The 17,321-nt window shown below is 41.3% G+C and carries 16 protein-coding genes and 1 pseudogene; 8 read left to right on the top strand and 9 right to left on the bottom strand.

Annotation, left to right across the window (positions count from 1 at the left end; genetic code table 11):
• Positions 1 to 81: 81 nt before the first annotated feature.
• A complete protein-coding gene (locus tag CQ839_RS15115; protein ID WP_103669122.1) occupies positions 82 to 573 on the top strand; it encodes a YajQ family cyclic di-GMP-binding protein in 492 nt (163 codons plus the stop codon).
• A 79-nt stretch (positions 574 to 652) separates the two neighbouring features.
• Here the strand turns inward: CQ839_RS15115 and CQ839_RS15110 are convergent, their stop codons facing one another.
• The 3 genes from CQ839_RS15110 to CQ839_RS15100 all read right to left on the bottom strand — a co-directional run bounded on the left by CQ839_RS15110 (position 653) and on the right by CQ839_RS15100 (position 2,403).
• Positions 653 to 1,135: a DUF4079 domain-containing protein gene (locus CQ839_RS15110; protein WP_103669121.1), complete on the bottom strand. Its 483-nt coding sequence runs from the start codon at positions 1,133 to 1,135 to the stop codon at positions 653 to 655.
• 149 nt (positions 1,136 to 1,284) lie between these two features.
• Positions 1,285 to 1,767, bottom strand: coding sequence for an MEKHLA domain-containing protein (locus tag CQ839_RS15105; protein WP_103669120.1), 483 nt, complete (start codon positions 1,765 to 1,767; stop codon positions 1,285 to 1,287).
• A 108-nt stretch (positions 1,768 to 1,875) separates the two neighbouring features.
• The gene (locus CQ839_RS15100) at positions 1,876 to 2,403 is read right to left on the bottom strand and encodes a type IV pilin-like G/H family protein (protein ID WP_103669119.1); all 528 of its coding nucleotides are present in this window, start codon (positions 2,401 to 2,403) and stop codon (positions 1,876 to 1,878) included.
• Between the two features lie 348 nt (positions 2,404 to 2,751).
• Here CQ839_RS15100 and CQ839_RS15095 point away from each other — a divergent pair, with 348 nt between their 5' ends.
• On the top strand, positions 2,752 to 2,997 hold the full coding sequence (locus CQ839_RS15095) for a hypothetical protein (RefSeq protein ID WP_103669183.1): 246 nt from the start codon (positions 2,752 to 2,754) through the stop codon (positions 2,995 to 2,997).
• A 512-nt stretch (positions 2,998 to 3,509) separates the two neighbouring features.
• Here the strand turns inward: CQ839_RS15095 and CQ839_RS25170 are convergent.
• From CQ839_RS25170 to CQ839_RS15070, 5 genes are all read right to left on the bottom strand, one after another.
• Positions 3,510 to 3,695 carry a hypothetical protein gene (locus CQ839_RS25170; protein WP_181016213.1) on the bottom strand — a complete coding sequence of 62 codons (186 nt, stop codon included), beginning with the start codon at positions 3,693 to 3,695 and terminating at the stop codon, positions 3,510 to 3,512.
• A gap of 181 nt (positions 3,696 to 3,876) precedes the next feature.
• Entirely contained in the window at positions 3,877 to 6,771 is a 2,895-nt protein-coding gene (locus CQ839_RS15085) for a CHAT domain-containing protein (protein WP_103669117.1), read from the bottom strand.
• Between the two features lie 54 nt (positions 6,772 to 6,825).
• Positions 6,826 to 7,095: a TIGR03643 family protein gene (locus tag CQ839_RS15080; RefSeq protein ID WP_103669116.1), complete on the bottom strand. Its 270-nt coding sequence runs from the start codon at positions 7,093 to 7,095 to the stop codon at positions 6,826 to 6,828.
• A gap of 6 nt (positions 7,096 to 7,101) precedes the next feature.
• The gene (gene lepB, locus CQ839_RS15075) at positions 7,102 to 7,701 is read right to left on the bottom strand and encodes a signal peptidase I (protein ID WP_103669115.1); all 600 of its coding nucleotides are present in this window, start codon (positions 7,699 to 7,701) and stop codon (positions 7,102 to 7,104) included.
• A gap of 57 nt (positions 7,702 to 7,758) precedes the next feature.
• Positions 7,759 to 8,790: a DUF2325 domain-containing protein gene (locus tag CQ839_RS15070; RefSeq protein WP_103669114.1), complete on the bottom strand. Its 1,032-nt coding sequence runs from the start codon at positions 8,788 to 8,790 to the stop codon at positions 7,759 to 7,761.
• A gap of 143 nt (positions 8,791 to 8,933) precedes the next feature.
• On the opposite strand from CQ839_RS15070, the gene deoC reads away from it, so the two are divergent.
• Together deoC and CQ839_RS15055 are read left to right on the top strand one after the other, a co-directional pair.
• Entirely contained in the window at positions 8,934 to 9,590 is a 657-nt protein-coding gene (deoC, locus tag CQ839_RS15065; RefSeq protein WP_103669113.1) for a deoxyribose-phosphate aldolase, read from the top strand.
• A 680-nt stretch (positions 9,591 to 10,270) separates the two neighbouring features.
• Entirely contained in the window at positions 10,271 to 10,780 is a 510-nt protein-coding gene (locus CQ839_RS15055) for a hypothetical protein (RefSeq protein ID WP_103669111.1), read from the top strand.
• Positions 10,781 to 10,835: 55 nt separating this feature from the next.
• On the opposite strand, the gene CQ839_RS15050 is transcribed toward CQ839_RS15055, so the two are convergent.
• A complete protein-coding gene (locus CQ839_RS15050; protein ID WP_103669110.1) occupies positions 10,836 to 11,948 on the bottom strand; it encodes a hypothetical protein in 1,113 nt (370 codons plus the stop codon).
• A 1,249-nt stretch (positions 11,949 to 13,197) separates the two neighbouring features.
• Here CQ839_RS15050 and gnd point away from each other — a divergent pair.
• From gnd to CQ839_RS15030, 4 genes and pseudogenes are all read left to right on the top strand, one after another.
• Positions 13,198 to 14,622 (top strand): decarboxylating NADP(+)-dependent phosphogluconate dehydrogenase, encoded by a 1,425-nt coding sequence (gnd, locus tag CQ839_RS15045; protein WP_103669182.1) that lies wholly within the window; start codon positions 13,198 to 13,200, stop codon positions 14,620 to 14,622.
• 395 nt (positions 14,623 to 15,017) lie between these two features.
• Complete coding sequence (locus CQ839_RS15040; RefSeq protein WP_103669109.1) at positions 15,018 to 16,685, top strand: hypothetical protein; 1,668 nt, start codon at positions 15,018 to 15,020, stop codon at positions 16,683 to 16,685.
• A 46-nt stretch (positions 16,686 to 16,731) separates the two neighbouring features.
• Positions 16,732 to 16,824 (top strand): annotated as a pseudogene (locus CQ839_RS25900) (hypothetical protein); the annotation flags it as partial.
• A gap of 77 nt (positions 16,825 to 16,901) precedes the next feature.
• Positions 16,902 to 17,258, top strand: coding sequence for a hypothetical protein (locus tag CQ839_RS15030; RefSeq protein ID WP_103669108.1), 357 nt, complete (start codon positions 16,902 to 16,904; stop codon positions 17,256 to 17,258).
• Positions 17,259 to 17,321 lie beyond the last annotated feature (63 nt).

The following is a 17,321-nucleotide window of genomic DNA, read 5'->3' as shown; positions in this document are numbered from 1 at the left end:
GCGCCAACTTTCTGTTATTGGTTTTTTGGTACGATGGGATACATTACGTAATAAAAACTAAAATCTAATCTAAAAAAATCTATGGCTTCCAGTTATTCATTCGATGTGGTTAGCGATTTTGATCATCAAGAGCTTGTCAATGCGATCGATCAAACACGCCGTGAAATAGTCAGTCGCTATGACTTAAAAAGTACCAAAACAGAAGTTGAACTTGAAAAAGAATCGATAACTATTAACACTAATAGTGAAATGACGCTCACTGCGGTGGTTGATGTGATGCAATCTAAAGCGATCAAACGAGGCTTATCTCTAAAAATCTTTGACTACGGCGAAATCGATTCTGCTAGCGGTAATCGAGTCGTGCAAATTATTAAGCTAAAAAAGGGTATTGAACAGGATCAAGCAAAAAAACTTTCTAAAATTATTCGTGATGCTTTCCCAAAAGCTCAAGCTTCTATCCAAGGCGATGCTTTACGGGTTACTTCCAAATCAAAAGACGAACTCCAAGAAATCATTCAACTCGTAAAAGCAGAAGACTTTCCCCTCGCACTTCAATTCACGAACTATCGTTAAGCCAAAAAGGCGCTTTGCGACATTACCTAAAAGAGAATTGCGGCGCATCGCGCCGCAATTCTCTTTTAGGTTAGCGATATTAGGCAGCTTTGAACATTTGCTCTAAAATTCTCTGTACGATTTGCCAACCTGTAAAGGTTTGCCATGCAAAAACACCAATCAAAGCAGTATTTACAGTGATATGAGCTACCCTCGCCCATTCTTTGCCCTGTTGTAATATTGGTGCAAAAGCAGCGGACAGGGCTGCTAAAAATGCCAAACCTAGACCAGCTAACAAATGCGCTCCCACAAATAACTTGCCATTATCGTTATAGGTAACAGCCATACCGCCAACAGCGCCCGCTACCATTAGCACCAAAAATACCGATCCAAGCTTGTGATGCAGAATATTGTATCGTTTGGCGATCAGAGCTTTTTTCTCTTCTCCCTCGGCGCTGCGAATTTTGCGATATTGCCAGCCGACATAACCTGCATAAAGAGCCAAAAGTAAAGTTAAGAGCATCAGCAGTGGGTGAGCAAAGGTCACCACTGTTTTAAATGGTTCAGGGATTGCGACAATCATAGTTCTGTTCTTAGGAATTTCGTAGAAATAGCGTTGCGACGATTTTGTATTGAATCTTATTCAATTGTAAATAATTTTAATATATAGCTGCCACGACGAGGGTTGTTAAAAAGAGAGACAGTGCAAAGCGCTGTCTCTCTTTTTAAGGGTTAAATTGCTTCCCAGTCTCGAAAAGTTGCAGCTTGCCCCCACGGTTTCCCATCTTCGTCTACTACATTCCAGATAATCGCTTGATCTATGTAGAAGCGATCGCCTGTACTCGCAATCCTGATCCCACGATAATTACTAATATATCCTTGAGATTTTGCTTGTGCTAAAAGTTGTTCTCTTTCGCTGCGTTCCATTACCTCAGCCGTATATCGTGATGGCGTTGAGATAAAAGAGTGCCAATCCATCTTCCATAAATCGAGTGCCTTTTGATTGCCATAGTTAAGAATCGGATCGGCTTGAGTGCCATGAGAAACTAAAACAAAATCTGCATTAAATAGTAAATTTGCTATTTCTACTGGTGATTGGTGATCGGTTATTGGTATTAGAGTATCGCCAGTCCAATGATGAAAACTATCCAGTAATAACTGGATATGTTGTAATAGTTCTTTTTGTAACCAAGGTTCAGAGTTATTTGTATTCATAGAAAAGGGAACATGGCTTTAAGTTAGAACCTCGTCATGGGTTTGTAGAACATACTTTTGCTTGGCTTGGTAATTGGCTTGGTAAGCTGCGACGATTGAGTAAAGATTTTATAAATACTTTCTAAAACCTGCGCCACAGATCAAGTCTTTACCGTCAAAAACAGGTTTAGGAGGTCTGCCAGATGTAGAGTCTTCTGCGAGACAGGTCACCTTAACCGTTGCTTTTTGCTTGGCATCATAAATGACTGCACTAACCACACCAGGAATTTTTGCAGTAGTTAGTCCTAAGCGGAAGAAATCATTTGGGACAACTTGTGGAGTTGCATAAATGAATGCTCGATCTTGTTCAACTTCAAATGAGTATTCATAACGGACTGTTGTTGTAAGTAGTGCTCCTAATATTTTCAAATCCTCATATGATTTCCCGAATTTTTTATGTTCTTCAAAATATGCCTGTTGCGCTCTGACAAAATCATCTGTTATATACGGTGCTCGATTTCCACAAGCACAACTAATTGGTACTTGGACAAAACACAAACCAACTCCGAGGGGAATTACACCTACCAAAGCCCACAAAAAACGTCTGTGACCTAAGGTCTTAGGAATTACTTCTGTATGTTCGTTTGTGTTATCCATAACTGAAAGCACGCCAACTCAAGGATGAAATGCAACGGAATAATTTGATTTCTTATTTTAAAGTTTACCCCATGCTAACCTTGTCAAAACCCCAAAAGCGTTGTGCTTTTCGCTGCATCACGCTTTTGGGTTTTATGACCTAATACAAACTATAGCGTTCCAACTAAATTTATTCTTTCATTGCTATACATAATGAAAAAGCTATCCAATTGATTAAAGCAATTTTTATGGGCTTGTGACCGCGATCGCAATTTTTTCTCTTTAAGATCACAGGATAATAGATTTGCGATCGCAATCTAAATATTGTTAGAACGCGATACTAGTATCTATCGAGTTAAGGTCAAAACAATGATTTTTAGTTCACTAAACCAAGTTCGCTCAATTGTCATTAACACCATTTTTGGAACAGAAAAAGCAATTACGCTGCTAGGCAAAACCTTTGTAGATCATAAGGTTTATAACTCGCTTAACGAAGCGATCTCAGAGTGTAGAAGCAATTTAGATTTAGGTATAGCTGTATTAATTACATGTAATGCTGATAAGTTTAGCGTTTGGGTTTCAATTCCCGAAGAAGTAATTTTGCAACCTATCTAATTTGATTCTATTACAAGCTTCTTGTCCCAATGTGTCATGCGTCAATATGATCACATGCAATTGTAAATCCTCAAATCTTGGCAAACCCCTTCACAATGACTGTTAACATCCTAAGTTCCTTTTAGCTTGCTCTATCCGTATCAAAACATGCTTAGCTAATTCTGATATCTCAATATAGAAGGTAGTATTTACAAATTTCAGATATTGAGAGTAGTCATAGATGTAGTAAATAAGAACTATCAGTCTTTCTTTCTATTTTCCCTGTGGGATTACTTTGTACTTACGAGAAACTTTAGCAGTGAGCAAAAGTACAATAAATTTTAAAATCATTTTATTTTTACCTTTGGGCTTCTTTATATTAAGTAATGTAACAGACTATTTGAAAATATCAATCCCGCTAAAGATAGGCATCTATAGTCTTTTCATTTTGTACAGCCCTTTACCCTCTAATCCTAACCAACAAATGCTTTAAAAGTATTGCTTTGTAATGTTTTTAAAGCATTTGTTAGGGTTCACTTGCTCTCAAACTGTTGTAAGTTTTGCGGAATAGCGATCGCTATTGTGGTCATTCTGGATCGCCAAAAGGAATAGTCGTCATATTGTTTCTTTTGTAAAATCCTGACGATATAGTCCTGTGGAATGACTGAAACCTGCGGATGTTCCCTGCGGATGTTCTTTAATATAAAAATATGAGCCAAAAATTAACCCAAGCAAAATAAAAATACTGGAGAAAATCACACGTATCCATCGAATAGTATTCATAAAAACCTCGTTTTTTCTTTCTGTTTTTCCCTTCCCATTAATTGGTAATCCTACAGCGCTTTGCGCTGTAAAAAGGAGAGGATGGGTGGCGCGAAGCGCCACCCATCCTCTCCTACATTAATTGCCATTGCCAATGAGAATAAAAGCTGACCAAAAATAAGGATGCTGGAATTCGCTCTGTTTTGATTGTAGGAGATCGAGTTGGGCTTGACGTAATGAATTAATAATATTATTACCCTTTTGCAATTGCGTATAAAAATTACCCATCAACATTTGTGTACCCTGATCGCTCACTGTCCATAGCGATGCGATCGCCGCCCTCGCACCAGTCCGTTGAATTTGATAACCAAAACCAAGAATCTCTTCGCCACTGCTTACCACACCTCCAACAGCAGTTTGGCAAGCACTCAAAACTATTAATTGTGTATTCGGCAATTTCCATTCGCGTAGCTCGCGCAGATTTAGGCGATCGCCATTTCCCATTAGCACAAACGAGTCTTCAGGCGTTCCACGGAGAAAGGCGGCATGGGTAGCCAAATGGATCAAACTGTAGCCACCAAATTGAGAAGCTGCGGCATTCCGAGTGAAAGAGGAATCAACTAATTTTGTTGTGTTGGGGAAAGTGGACGCAATTTTATCAATTTCTTTTCCTGCAAAAGGCAACCCTGTAAAACTGAATTTCTCATTGCCGATCGCAAATTTAATTTCGCCTGTTGTAAAAGCTGCCGCGATCGCTGTGAGTGGAGATTTGCTAACTGTTTGCACATTAAGAAACCCAGAAGCAGTCAAATAATTAAAGCTATAGCGCTCGATCAGCCATTGCTTGCCATCATAGAGTGATGCAATCGGGATATAACGCATCTGTCCATCGGGAGCGTAGAGCAGTAGATCAATATTGGCTGATTTGAGATCGGCTTCAATTGGTTTAATCAGATATTGGTATAGTCTTTCAGAAGATTCTTTTACGTCAAGTGATCCTGAATCTTGTAAATCAGCCCGAAAATTCTGTAGTAGTTTTGTAAATTCCTGAGGTTTGATGTTAATGGAACGGGAAATCGGTGCAGACTTGGCTGGGAGAAGCACTAAAAATAGTCGATCATCAAATAATAATGGATAGAAAAGTGCAGCTTTATCTCCAAACTTCTGGACGTTAGCTAATAGCGATCGCGATGTAGCTAAACTAAGCCCCTGTTGAGAAGCAGTTTGTTTGATTTGTACCGTTAGTGGTGAACCATTGAGTAGAGATTTGAGTTCTGTATTAATTAGTGCTTGTTCGGGCGCAAAGAGAGTGATTCCTACTGCGGTGCGATCGTTCCCTTTGACATCCCTTAGATAGTCTTGGAGCTCTTGCACTTTAAGCAGATCAAGGATTTGAATTGCTTCATTAATACGTCCCTGTTGCAGAAGGAGTTTAGCGAGATTGCGATAGTTATAAGATACACTCTGCTTATATGCCGAGCGATCTTCACGGGGCAACATTCTGATCGATTGACGAATTGATTCGCGGATATTTACGGATTGTTTGAGAAAAGCGATCGCAATATCTGGTTGATTTTGCAGTGCCATCAAATCACCAATATTCGCAAGCACAACTGATTCAGTACTAAGATCGCGCACTTCTCTTGCTATATTTAGTGCCTTTTGATAAGTTGCAATCGATTCTGCTTGCTTACCGAGATTTGCATAAGCACGACCAAGATTGCTCAGCGCCACACCTGTTCCTGTGCGATCGCCTACTTTCTCATACTGAGTGAGAGCCTTTTGATGAAAAGCGATCGCCTGCTCTGCCTGACCTAAGCGGGCATAGGTGCTGCCAATATTATCGAGGGTAATACCAATTCCAAGATCATTACCAATTTCTTTATAGACGGACATCGCCTTTTGAAAAAAAGCGATCGCTTCCTGATACTTGCCACTATTACTATAGAGTTGAGCAAGATTATTAAGATTGTTTGCTTGTCCTGCTTTTACGATCACATCATTATTTGCCGTATCACCCACAGTTGCCCGAACTGATAAGCCACGACTAGTCAAGGTTGGATTGCTATTGTCTTCGCCTAGAACATCGTGCAGAAGTTCCATTTCTGTTTTCTTTAACCCAACAAAATATTCACTAGATAATTTGAAATAAATTTTAGTTGCTTGATCTGCCAATTCCAACGCCCGCCGATTTTGACCAAGGCTGAAATATAGAGCGCTCATGTTATTTAGAATGGCAGCTTCATCACCTCGATAACAACAGAGCGATCGCACTAAAGTTAGGGCTTGCTCATAGGAATCTAGTGCTTGAGCATATTGAGTTTGGTTGGCATAGATCACGCCAATATTATTGAGTGTTTGAACTCTGCCAATGATATCGTTTCTTTCAATAGCGCTTGGCAACATCTGCTGATAACTAGCCAGAGCTCGATCATATTGCGAAGATTTAAAATAGATAGAAGCCATGCGTGAAAGTGTCAAGCTTTCACTGGTTCGCAAAGATATACGATCGCCTTTTTGAGCTTGGATGCGATCGCGAAAAATATCAAGAGCCTGTTGATAGATTGGCAATGCTTGAGCATATTGCCTTTGCTTGTCATGGACATCAGCGATATATTGCAATGTATAAGCCACATCCGCTAGCTCTCCGTCAGGAGCTTTAGCAATCTCCTGCGCAATTTTTAACGCCTGCTGAAAATAAGGCATTGCTTTTTCATATTGCCCTGTGGTGAGATAAACATCTCCCAAAAAATTCAGTGTGTCTCGCTCTCCCCCTGTCGCTTTCCATTTGCGAAATAACTCAAGTGATTTTTGTGAATCGGCGATCGCTCCTTGGGGATCTCCTTTTTGTAAGCGATCATATCCTGATTGTTTGAGATAGACTGCCTCAGTAATCTGCTGTGTGCGCAGATCATCAGATGATTGGGCGATCGCCTTTAATCCCAGTAATTGCAGTTTGGGGGTTACGGCAATAGGTATACCCACGACTATTAGAAATATTCCTAAAACTGCAAAATTACGAACTAAGCGCATAGTTACCTCTTTAGGGATGCTAAGCCTTATTCTGTCCAAAAGCACAAAATACGCCTAGCGGGATTTGAATTTATCTTGTTGGCTACAGTGAAATCTTTGCGCCTCAGAGGTCTTTGCGTGTTTAGTTTTACGACCGCTTACCCTTTCTCGCCACATCAAGAAAGATGAGCGTTTCATTGACTTACGCATGATTTTAATCACTTCCACTTCAGAAATGCCAAATTGGTCGTAAATCGTATCAAAGGTGGTGCGATCTTCCCATGCCATCTCGATAATGCGATCGATATCTACAGCCGTGAGCAGCTTAACAGCCTGTTTGTCCATATTAAGTTAGTCCTTCCGATCAATGTTGCCAAAATGGTCTAATGGCCAAAATCGCATGGTCGCTTTGCCTATGATATTTTCCTTTGGCACAAAGCCCCAAATATGGCCATCACAACTATTATTGCGATTGTCACCTAGAGCAAAGTAGGAATTAGCTGGCACTGTCGTTAGAGGCAAATCGTATTCAGGGGATTTGACTAAATATGGTTCTGATAGCGGCTGATCATTGATGTAAGTCACGCCTTCCTTGATCTCCACGCGATCGCCTGGCAACCCAATCACCCGCTTAATCAACGAACTTTTTTGCTTTTCGGCTGATAGTCCACAACCTTTTATTACTGCTTCATTTGGCTCAAAAACAACAATGTCAAAGCGTTGCGGTGTTTGGAATCGATAGCTCAATTTATCAACAATGATGCGATCATAATTTTGTAAAGTTGGCTCCATCGATCCTGAAGGCGGCAAATAATAAGCCTGAGCAACAGCACCCCGAAAACCTAAGGCTAGAGCCAAGCTTAATCCTACAGTTTGAGCTACTTCTTTCCAAAAGCCAGATCTTGGCGATTTTTTAGGTGGCTGCGATAAATTGCGAGATGTTTTGGACATAAATTTTGAAGCTTAATTGTTAGGGGAATCATAACCGCGCTTTGCGCGGCTATGACTTTAGTTTTGTTTCCAATGACGCGCTAATTGTTTTGCTTTTAGTCCCGATTCGATTACTTCGAGTAGTCTGGTCATACCAGTTGTATTCACAATTTCATAGGTTTTATTAGCCCGACGACAAGCCTCGATCGCTCTTTCGGTGAGTGAGTGGCTTGCATAACCCGTCACAATAATAATTAGATCGCCACCTGCAATTTGACTCTCACCTTGAGCAGCAAGTTGCAAGCCATCTTGTTCGGTATACCACATTAAATTAATTGCCGAATCGCGCAGCCGATTTTTTACAGCCGTTTGTAAGCGATCGTGTCCACCAAATACCAAAACCTTGCCACTGAGATCGGTATATAGTGCAGGGCGTTTTTCCGACTTGCGGTGTCTTGCTGTAGGTTGGACATCTGGGGCGCGATCAACACGGGAGCGATTTTCGAGTGCTTTGTTGTAAATAAAGGTGAGAGTTTGTTCATGGCTGCCACGCAAACGAGCAACAGGGCCTTCCTCACTGTGGGAATTTATTTGATTGATCAATGCCTCGACGACTTCTTCGAGAGCGTTGATTGCTTTTAAGTCATTGCCATATCCCCGAACTGCGATCGAAGCGTCGGTAGCGCTAAAGAAATCGCGTTGCTCTTCGATCATCTCCAAGAGATCAGCCTTTAATTCCAGTCGCCATTGAGCCGTTTGTTCAGTTATTCTTTCATCTAGTAGTCTTTCTTCACTCAAGATCAATTGGCGATCAGCAAGTTGGGCTGCTAGTGTGGGGGCTTCAGCGATTTCCTGTCGGATATCGGCAGCCTTTTTTTCTAGCCTTTGCTTAGTCTCGCTGTCTTGATGTGTCCCTTCGCGGCTATATTCTTGCAACATCTGCTCAACTTTTGCCAGCAGAGGTTTCAATCTTGCTTCAATTTGAGCTACTGCTTCTTGAATTTGGCGATCGCGCTGTTGTTGTAGTCGATTTTGTTCTAACTCTACCTTTGCCATCGTCAGCAAGTCGCTAACCGAAGCTTCCAGTTCATCTAATTCAGAAATATGCATATTTATTTAATATCCGCCTATATTTGCTTAATTTTAATCAGTCGAGAATAAGTCGTGAGAAATAACGTGAATAAGTAATTATAAGAAGTTATCGTCACTAATCTCCAATGTAACCTCTCGCTTACCTAAGTGTGTATAGTTTTATGCCTCAAACTGATATCAACCCTGCCACCTATATCGATTACGCCCTATTAGATCCTGCCGCCAGTGATGAACAGGTAGATCGTGTTTGTGAAGAAGCTGATCGCTTAGGATTTGCTAGCGTCTGCGTATACCCATGCAATGTCAGGCGCGTGACAGAACGACTACTCAAAACCAAAGTAGAAATTTGTACTGTAATCGGCTTTCCCAGCGGAGCTACCACCTCAAACGTTAAGCTTTATGAAGCTATGGAGGCGGTGGAAAATGGTGCAACGGAATTAGATGTCGTCATTAATTTTGGTTGGTTAAAAACTGGTCAAACTAATTTATTACATCAGGACATTGCTCAAATCTGTGAGGAATCAGGCAAACCCGTCAAAGCTATCTTAGAATTGAGCTTGCTCACAACTGATGAGCAGGAACTCGCAGCCGAGGTTTGTATGGATGCGGGAGTAGCTTTTTTGAAAACGGGCACAGGCTGGGCTGGGGCTGCCACGATTGAAATGGTGAAGTTTCTCAAGGAAATTTCACGAGGTAAGGTTGGAATTAAGGCTTCAGGTGGAATTCGTACCAGAGAACAAGCGATCGCTTTAATCAATGCAGGCGCAACTCGTATTGGTACATCTCACGGTGTAGCGATCGCTCGTGAAAAAGATTAATTAAAAAAAGATAAACAGAGATTATCTTTTTTTATTAGGTCTTACGCATCTGCCCTGCAATAAATTGCGGGCTAAAAGCTTAAACCTGTTGAAACAGGTTGGTTTGAGGCTTTCTTTAGTCAGTTTTAACTGACTTACGCAAATCAACCAAGAACTTTAGTTCTTGGTTGATTTGCGTAAGTCCTATTAATTTTAAAACCTTACTGGAGATAGCTTTTAATCCCCTAAATAAAGTGTTGCCATAATTTCTTTGGGGGATTGGAAATAGAGTTGTATAGCAATGTAAGATTTGCTTACTCCCTTCCCAGTGAATAGGGGCGGCTTTGCCGCCCCTATTCACTTTATAACGCCTATTCTTTTGAGAATCAAAACCCAAAAGAGCAATGGCGGCGCGAAGCGCCGCCATTGCTCTTTTGGGTTTTGATTTGTCCTAAACTCAATCATTGCTATAGCTGTCGTCAAGTGCATCAGGAGATAAAACACAAAAGAAAGTTGCAGCGCTTTGCACTGCAACTTTCTTTTGTGTTTTATCTCTTAACTAGGGTGACTAAAGCTAAATGAGTACGAATTACTCACAACTCTTATGAAGGACAGCTATAAATCCTAAAAGATATGGGTATAATTCCAACCTCACCAATCAAACAGCATAGAATAACAACATAAACATCAAAAACTAAGCTGTGATACCAACTCTTGATGTCAAATATGCTTATTCAATGTGTCTGGGAATGCTAATTGCCCTGACAGGTGTTTCCCTATGGCAACGTTTTGCCCCACAGCCAATCCGTGATATTCCTGAAAATACTGAAGCGGCTAAGGTAATCGTTCCGCCATTGCCTGCAACTTTTACGCGCCCCAGCCTCAATGATGGCGAAAATATCGGGAGTCTTCGTGTTGGCAATCGTACCGATCGCTCTGTGCGGATTGTCTTATTTTCACGAGTTACCTCCCAAAATGTTTGGCAAGCGATCGAGCCACTAAATTGGGACTTTGCCCCGAATGAGGGCGGCAAAGAAGGATTTTTGCTATCTTTGCCAAATTACAAAATTGCGATCGGTAAAGGTGATGTAATTTTTGCCTTTGCTACTGATGGCTCCCGCACTTACTGGGGACCAAATATTGTGGGCGAAACTGACGCTCCATTTTGGGATAGCCAAAACAAAGAATGGAGCATGGTATTACAACCATAATTGTCACTATTGATAGCTAAAAAAATAACCTCTCGCTACGCGAGAGGTTATTTTTTTAGCTATCAGTTGGATCTTTGCGCTTAATTAATGGCTTTGGAACGGGTGGACGATCTTCAGTAGAAAACCTTGGACGGGGTGGATACATAGACCCATCGCCGCCATCACTCGTATAGGAAGGCTTAAATGGACGATCGCTATAGGGGCGATCGTTGTACTTTCTTGGTGCAAATTTGCCCCCACTAGGACGACCCTTGAATTGAGAGCCCCTCTTACCCTTATAGGGAATAATCCCGATAAATTCACCATCAATAATTGTCAAAACATCCCCTTGACGTTGGACATTTACACTCCAGAATTGCCCCACTGCGTCAGTCGGCAGTAGCCCAGTGAGGCGGACTTTAAACTTAGTGTACTCTTTGGTAACCTTATCTTTTTGCTTGTCAAACTTTTGCTCAGTACGGCGAACCTTAACGATGACAGAGTTATCTTCAATCGACTGACTTGAGATCTCACCTCGCACCGAGAAATAACCATCTTGAACATTAGGATCAATTGGTATATCAGGTTTTCCAAGTTCAACAGGAGCCCAGACCCCAGATATCTGTACATGCAATTTACCTGCCTTGTCATTTGTGCGCGGATATACAACCCACAAATACTCGCGATCGCTCTCTAAGCGTTTTTTGACAATGGAAATAATCTTTCCCAGTAATACGGCATCAACTTGAGAACTATCTGTTGTTAGGATATATCCTTTCGCAAAGTTGTCTTCATTAGCAATATATTTGCCGTTGATTACGCCGATCGCTCTGTACTGAAATGGCTCTGTTGGTTCTGGAATTGGTTGCAAACAGACTTTGTTCTCTTGAGGCTCTTCAGTTCGATTAGTTGCGACGGGTTGAATATCCCCACCACGATTTAAGGTAGGTAATTTTATCCTTGATGCAGCAGGGATAATCTTGGGAACTGATGACACAGTCTTAACTGATTCCTCTTTCTGCGGCAACGATTTTTGCTCTTCAGACGGAGTAGAATCTGGAAGCTTGGGAGCTATAACTTTAACAACTTCTAATTTGGGCAAGTCTTTAATCGGAGGTTTAGGTGTAACAGAGTTTGGTAATTTATTGTTTGAGTCATCGGATTGGCTGGACTTATTGATTTTACTCATCTGAACCTCCAGAAAAATAAGTTGTCTAATTGCGGACTAGACCTTACTAAGCAATTGCTAGAAAAATATGTGATGTAAAACAACAGTGGATTTATCTTATACAGTTTGCATAAGAAAGAATTTTAGTTGATACTTATCTCATTTAAGTGTGAGATAACCCCATATTTAAAACCTACCTAGACTAAGTTCCGCAAAAAAATAAAATATCTAGGTAGTCTAACCTATCCCCTTGCTGATTGGCTTTGCGGCTTAAGTTTGGTTAGCTATATTGCCAAATCTAGCTTTAGTGAAGATTTAAATATCTTTCACTAGAATAAGCATACACCGTTCTTATGCAGTCCTGTTAATACTTGATTGAGTACTTCATAGAATTTCACGGAGATATTGCGTAAACAGTAGGCAAAGACTTGGCACAACGTTATCCTTAACTAATGTTCTACATCTGTCTCCTTAATAAACAAATATAATAAACATTGATTTGTGCCACTTCTCCTCTTTAAGTTTTTTAATTTTTCTTAAATATTCCGACTCTACGACTCTAAATAATAAAAACGATTTTGAGTCAAGTCTGCCATTAAAATCTAGCAATTCTCATTATGAAAACGATTTTGGTGTTTGCAGTGCATGTGTCACTGCAAACACCAAAATCGTTTTTTTGAAAGCTTACCTAATGAAGACTTTCAAAAAAACGATTTTTATAATGAGAATTGCTGATTAAAATCGGTTTCGTAATTAGAGTTACTGACAAGTGCTTTAGCTATTAGCAAGACTAGTAATTGATTGTAATACTAATTTCCTTGTGGCTACACCCTCGGAAATCCCCCCAACCCTTATAAGTAGCTTGGCACAATTAAATATAAACCCCAAAAATTTGTACCGTTCGCCTCGCGGTCGGCACAGGTTTTTTCGCTGTTTTTTCATTATGCCGAGGTACTTAGAGTTTTAAATTTTCAAAATGGCAATGTTGAAAATTGGTATACAAAGTAGCACTTTTGGGACAGATGGTATTAAGGATTTACAAAGGATTTGCGATCCCCACTAAATCAGCGCTTACGATACTTTTATCCCTACAGCAGTTTTAGAGCTAACGAACCAAATAAATGTTTTAAAAGCGTTGCGAAGCAATACTTTTAAAACATTTATTTGGTTCGGGTTGGAGCGCAAAGCGCTGTAAGTTAGGTAATTTGCCTATATTTGGGATCTGTATTTTGGGAATGAAGCATATTCGTTCATGGAAAGTGAGGATTTTATGACATCTGACAAGCAAAATTTTGGATTGATTGGTTTGGCGGTGATGGGAGAAAACCTTGCTCTAAACATTGAGCGCAATGGGTTTTCGATGAGTGTTTATAACCGTAGTCGCGACAAGACGGATAAATTTCTAGCTACACGCGCTGCGGGCAAGAATTTTAAAGGCACATTCACGATCGCTGAATTTGTTGCTTCCCTAGAGCGACCTCGCAAAATGCTGATTATGGTTAAGGCTGGAGCGCCAGTTGATGCCGTAATCCAAGAGCTAATCCCATTTCTGGAAGAAGGCGACATTATTATTGATGGTGGTAACTCGCTCTTTGGCGATACTGAACGTCGCACTGTTGAGCTAGAAGCGCTCAATCTTAAATTCATCGGTATGGGCGTGAGTGGCGGCGAAGAAGGCGCTCTCAATGGCCCTAGCATGATGCCTGGCGGGCAAAAGTCTGCCTATGCAGAAATTGAGCCGATTGTGACCAAAATTGCTGCTCAAGTCGATGATGGCGCTTGTGTGACCTACATTGGCAAAGGTAGTGCGGGGCATTACGTAAAAATGGTGCATAACGGCATTGAATATGGCGATATGCAGTTGATTGCTGAAGCTTACGATTTACTCAGCACTGGTTTAGGCTTGACGGCAAGTGAGTTGCACGAAACCTTTACCGCATGGAAAAGTTCAGAACTTGATTCTTATCTCATCGATATCACAGCTGATATTTTCACAAAAACTGATGAGCTCACTGGGGATGCATTAGTCAACAAGATTGTGGATGCGGCTGGTCAAAAGGGGACAGGCAAATGGACTGTGGAAAGTGCCTTTGATCTTGGCGTACCGATCCCCACGATGATCGCGGCGGTGACTGCGCGGGTGATGTCTTCTTATAAGGAACAACGGGTGGCTGCCTCGAAGGTTCTAATCAGTTCAACTTCTGGTAAATATGAAGGCAATCGCCAAGAATTTATCGATGCGGTACGTGATGCCCTTTACTGCTCCAAAATTTGTTCCTACGCTCAAGGTATGGCGCTTTTGGGCGCAGCCTCTCGCGAGTTTGGCTACGACTTAAATCTTGGCGAAATTGCACGGATTTGGAAAGGTGGTTGCATTATCCGCGCTGCTTTCCTTGACAAGATCAAGCTAGCTTTTCAACGCAATCCTCAATTGCCTAATTTGTTAGTTGATCCTGACTTTACACAAACTATTCTGACCAAAGAAGCTGCTTGGCGTAAGGTCGTCATGGCTGCGGCACAGTTGGGTATTCCGATCCCCGCGTTTAGTGCATCTCTCGATTATTTCGATAGCTACCGACGCGATCGCCTACCTCAAAACTTGACACAAGCTCAACGTGATTACTTCGGTGCTCATACCTATGAGCGCACCGATAAACCCAGAGGCGAATTTTTCCACACCGAGTGGATGAAGTAAAAATAAAGGGGCAATAGCCTTTAATATTTTGACTCAAGGAAGAAAAGTAAAAAGCTAGCAAAGCGAGCCTTTTACTTTTCTTCCTTTTTAATTTAATGGGTAGCAAATTGGGTTATAACGCGATGAGCAACTATTTTTTAGCTATTGCTCTGAGGTTGTGTGAGCTACCGAAAATTCAAAATCCTCATTAGTGCAGTACGAGAAATCAGGTCTTTCAGACTTTTAGTTGCACATCGCGTGTTATATAAATTATTCAGGGTAGAAACAACTTATAGCGCTTTTCACTGAAATAAAAATCAGAATTTAATAACGCATTAATAACAAGAATTTTGTAATTAACTTGGCATAATTTGCTGTAATTAAGCGCAGGCTTTTCCTAGCGTCGGAGTTAGTTTATGGTTCGTATTCGATCATTTTGGTTCTTGGCGATCTCATTCAGCGTGGCGATCTCCATTTTGTTCGGTTGCCAGCCCAATCAAGCCATGAGCTTAGAAAAAACTGCGATCGCCTCAAAAAATATTAGTCAAAACAAATCACTGCCTATCGATCTTGGCTTTCGCCCCGAAACTAATGGTTTCAGTTTCGAGAACTATGGCAATGAAGACGGCATTCAAAACCTCACTCCCGTTGATATGAGACGGATGTTTGGCGATCAGGTTTGTGCGACTCAAGGGGAACAATGTGTATTAACTCCGCCTGCTGAACGGTGGATGGAGGAGACTAATAAAGGCATGGATGGAGGGCATTGTGAAGGTATGGCGGCTCTAAGTCTCCTCCTATACACCGACAAAACAATAGCAGAAGAATTTGGGAAACCAACTAACCTCGCACTGCAAGGTAACAAGAAACTTCAGCGTGAAATTGCTTACTGGTTTGCTACTCAGGGAGTTGCTCCGACTTCCTCTAGTGAGATTAAAGACAAAACCCCAGTCGAGATTGTAGAGCTACTAAAGGAAGGGTTGAAATCAACCGCCGATCCTACCTACACTATGGGCATCTACCAGTCAGGTTTTAAAGGTGGACACGCCATCACACCCTATGCGATCAAAGACTTGGGCGATGGCAAATTATCTGTGTTGGTCTACGACAATAATCACCCAAATCTAGAACGGCACGTTGAAATTGATGTCAATGACAACACTTGGCAATACAATGCCTCGACCAAACCAGGCGAACCTGAGTCTGAGTATGTTGGTGATGCTCAATCGAAGACACTTACCCTCACACCTACACCACCTCGGTTGCAACAACAGCAATGTGATTTCTGTGGTAGTGCAGAGGAGTTGGGTAGCAATAGCTCCGAAGAAATTGTTGCTAAAGGTAAGGCGATCGCAGCAGCTAAATTCAACCAGATTTTCCTAGAAGGAGACTCCGATCTGCTGATCACCAACGGCAGCAGTAAGATTGGCTACGAGAACGGGAAGTTTGTTAATGCTTTCCCTGGTGCGTCCTTTATTCCTATGAAGAGTTCTGAACTCTGGAAAGACGACGAAGAACCAATCTATAACATTCCTGTCGGCACTCCTTTTACGATGACACTACAATCGAGTAGTGAAACGAATGGTAAAGAATTGACAGATGTAGTGATGATCGGTCCTGGGTACGACTTAGGGCTATCGGGTATTAAGGTAATTGCTGGTCAAAAAGATGCCATCAAGTTTAGCGCCAACGGTCGCAGCCTATCTTACAATCCCAGCAACTCCGAAGCGCCCAATATCCTGTTTGGGATTGCTACTGACAAAGATGACTACGAGTTTGAGTTAGACAGTGTAGACATTGATGCTGGCGGTACTATAAGCGCCAATCTGGACACAGCCAAAGGTCGCCTCGGTATCAAAATTACTGATACAAAAGAGGAAGCAATTTTTAATCTGATCCTTTCGCGCATTGACGACAAACGAGAGCAAAGCTTTGAAGGTGAAGACTTAACTTTAGCTTCGGGCGATACACTTTATCTTGACTACGCAAAGTGGACTGGTAATGGAGCCAAGTTGACGTTAGAACTCGACAAGGGAAGCAATGGCACGATCGATGAAGTGACTACGCTAAATGATAAGAAGTAGTGGTTCGCTAGTTTGAGATCTTCTCGCGATCGTTAACGTCTCGCTGAGCTTGCCTCAAAACTTGACACAGGCTCAGCGCGATTACTTCGGCTCTCACACCTACAAGCGCATCGACAAGCCCATCACAGAGAGTGTATAGGTAGATGTGGCTATAAATTTTCAGATCTGAATCACATAAACTCAACATAAAATGAAAGTAAATAAGATCGTAAAACAATGGCTGAAAGATGGACAGATGAAAGATTAGACCGATTTGCTGACAAAGTTGATAACTTAGGCAATGATATTCAGCAACTAATACAAGCACTTTACCTCGAACTGCCAACAGTCAAAGCTGAGATAAACAGTGTTAGGGAAGAAGCTAGAGAGCAACGTGAAACTCTCCATGCCGAACTTGTGGAAATAAAGGAGATTATTAAACAGCAAGCTATTAAATCACAATCTCAAAGCGAATCTCTTCACACCGAATTACTAGAAATCAAAGAAATCACCAGACAGCAAGCCATTGTTGCTCAGACTCAAGCTGAAAGTATCAGGCTGATGATTGAGATGCTCAATCGGAAACAGGCTTAGTAAATTAATAAAGGCGATCGCAATTATCTTTTTATTTAAAATTCATGATTAGTACACCAACGG

Origin of the sequence: Pseudanabaena sp. BC1403, from assembly GCF_002914585.1 — a bacterium.
Taxonomy (GTDB): Bacteria; Cyanobacteriota; Cyanobacteriia; order Pseudanabaenales; family Pseudanabaenaceae; genus Pseudanabaena.
This window is presented reverse-complemented; position numbering and strand designations above follow the sequence as displayed.

Coding starts and splice junctions, on each gene's coding strand:
- CQ839_RS15115 (WP_103669122.1), top strand. CDS start 82: ATGGCTTCCAGTTATTCATTCGATGTGGTTAGCGATTTTGATCATCAA.
- CQ839_RS15110 (WP_103669121.1), bottom strand. CDS start 1,135: ATGATTGTCGCAATCCCTGAACCATTTAAAACAGTGGTGACCTTTGCT.
- CQ839_RS15105 (WP_103669120.1), bottom strand. CDS start 1,767: ATGAATACAAATAACTCTGAACCTTGGTTACAAAAAGAACTATTACAA.
- CQ839_RS15100 (WP_103669119.1), bottom strand. CDS start 2,403: ATGGATAACACAAACGAACATACAGAAGTAATTCCTAAGACCTTAGGT.
- CQ839_RS15095 (WP_103669183.1), top strand. CDS start 2,752: ATGATTTTTAGTTCACTAAACCAAGTTCGCTCAATTGTCATTAACACC.
- CQ839_RS15085 (WP_103669117.1), bottom strand. CDS start 6,771: ATGCGCTTAGTTCGTAATTTTGCAGTTTTAGGAATATTTCTAATAGTC.
- CQ839_RS15080 (WP_103669116.1), bottom strand. CDS start 7,095: ATGGACAAACAGGCTGTTAAGCTGCTCACGGCTGTAGATATCGATCGC.
- lepB (WP_103669115.1), bottom strand. CDS start 7,701: ATGTCCAAAACATCTCGCAATTTATCGCAGCCACCTAAAAAATCGCCA.
- CQ839_RS15070 (WP_103669114.1), bottom strand. CDS start 8,790: ATGCATATTTCTGAATTAGATGAACTGGAAGCTTCGGTTAGCGACTTG.
- deoC (WP_103669113.1), top strand. CDS start 8,934: ATGCCTCAAACTGATATCAACCCTGCCACCTATATCGATTACGCCCTA.
- CQ839_RS15050 (WP_103669110.1), bottom strand. CDS start 11,948: ATGAGTAAAATCAATAAGTCCAGCCAATCCGATGACTCAAACAATAAA.
- gnd (WP_103669182.1), top strand. CDS start 13,198: ATGACATCTGACAAGCAAAATTTTGGATTGATTGGTTTGGCGGTGATG.
- CQ839_RS15040 (WP_103669109.1), top strand. CDS start 15,018: ATGGTTCGTATTCGATCATTTTGGTTCTTGGCGATCTCATTCAGCGTG.
- CQ839_RS15030 (WP_103669108.1), top strand. CDS start 16,902: ATGGCTGAAAGATGGACAGATGAAAGATTAGACCGATTTGCTGACAAA.